General features: G+C 45.2%; 1 pseudogene. It reads right to left on the bottom strand.

What is annotated here, in order from left to right:
* Positions 1-739, bottom strand: a pseudogene (locus ACFIO3_RS15835) (DNA-directed RNA polymerase subunit beta'); the annotation flags it as partial.

Here is a 739-nt window from a genome sequence, read left to right as displayed (position 1 = left end):
CCCGGCTCACCAATGGATTGAGCAGCAATAACACCAACGGCTTCTCCCTGATTAACAGGTGTTCCACGCGCCAAATCTCGACCATAGCATTTCGCACAAACACCAAGACGTGTTTCACACGTTAAAGCAGAACGAATTTGAACTGACTGAATTCCGGCTTCTTCAATCTTTGCGACATCAGCTTCTTCAATCATTGCCCCCCCTTCAAGAATAACCTCACCAGAGACGGGATGCAAAATATCCACAAGCGCTGTACGACCAAGAATTCTTTGCCCAAGAGAGGCAACAATTTGTCCTGCATCAACAATGGGCTGCATGGTAAGCCCTTTTGCTGTACCACAATCAACTGCTGAAATAATAGCATCCTGAGCAACATCAACAAGACGCCGCGTGAGATAACCGGAGTTGGCAGTCTTTAACGCAGTATCAGCAAGTCCTTTACGCGCACCGTGAGTTGAGTTGAAGTACTCGTTAACCGTCAGACCTTCCTTAAAATTTGAAATAATGGGGGTTTCAATAATTTCACCGGATGGTTTTGCCATTAATCCACGCATACCAGCCAATTGTCTCATCTGGTTAGCAGAACCACGTGCACCAGAGTGCGACATCATATAAATCGAATTCATTGGCCGTTGACGACCTGTTTTAGGATCAAAATCGATGGCTTGAATACGTTTCATCATTTCATCTGCGACGCGATCTGTACATTTACCCCAAGCATCTACAACCTTATTGTATT

The organism is Bartonella sp. AD328YNZD (assembly GCF_042196425.1).
Note: the sequence above shows the minus strand (reverse complement) of the source record. Positions and strands in the feature narration are given on the sequence as shown.